The sequence below is a fragment of the Saccharothrix mutabilis subsp. mutabilis genome (genome assembly GCF_039521145.1).
GTDB classification, from domain to species: Bacteria; Actinomycetota; Actinomycetes; order Mycobacteriales; family Pseudonocardiaceae; genus Actinosynnema; species Actinosynnema mutabilis.
On record NZ_BAAABU010000063.1, the window covers coordinates 1 to 645 of the forward strand.

1 protein-coding gene is annotated in these 645 nt (G+C 39.7%); it reads left to right on the top strand.

The window, feature by feature from the left end; genetic code table 11:
- Positions 1–141: 141 nt before the first annotated feature.
- The coding region (locus ABD126_RS38585) for a GTP-binding protein (protein WP_343940655.1) at positions 142–645 on the top strand (504 nt) is incomplete at its 3' end.

A 645-nucleotide genomic window follows, 5' to 3' on the forward strand; every position in this document is an offset into this window, starting at 1 on the left:
TAATTTTGTAATCGTTATGCGGCAGTAATAATATACATATTAATACGAGTTAGTAATCCTGTAGTTCTCACATGCTACGAGGAGGTATTAAAAGGTGCGTTTCGGCAATGCATCTATTGTAGTATATTATTGCTTAATCAAATGAACATTATAAATTTAGGAATTCTTGCTCACATTGATGCAGGAAAAACTTCCGTAACCGAGAATCTGCTGTTTGCCAGTGGAGCAACGGAAAAGTGCGGCTGTGTGGATAATGGTGACACCATAACGGACTCTATGGATATAGAGAAACGTAGAGGAATTACTGTTCGGGCTTCTACGACATCTATTATCTGGAATGGGGTGAAATGCAATATCATTGACACTCCGGGACACATGGATTTTATTGCGGAAGTGGAGCGGACATTCAAAATGCTTGATGGTGCAGTCCTCATATTATCGGCAAAGGAAGGCATACAAGCACAAACAAAGTTGCTGTTCAAGACTTTGCAAAAACTGCAAATCCCGACAATTATATTTATCAATAAGATTGATCGTGCCGGCGTAAATCTTGAGCGTTTATATCTGGACATAAAAACAAATCTGTCGCAAGACGTCTTGTTTATGCAAACGGTTGTCGATGGAGTCGTTTACCCGATTTGCACC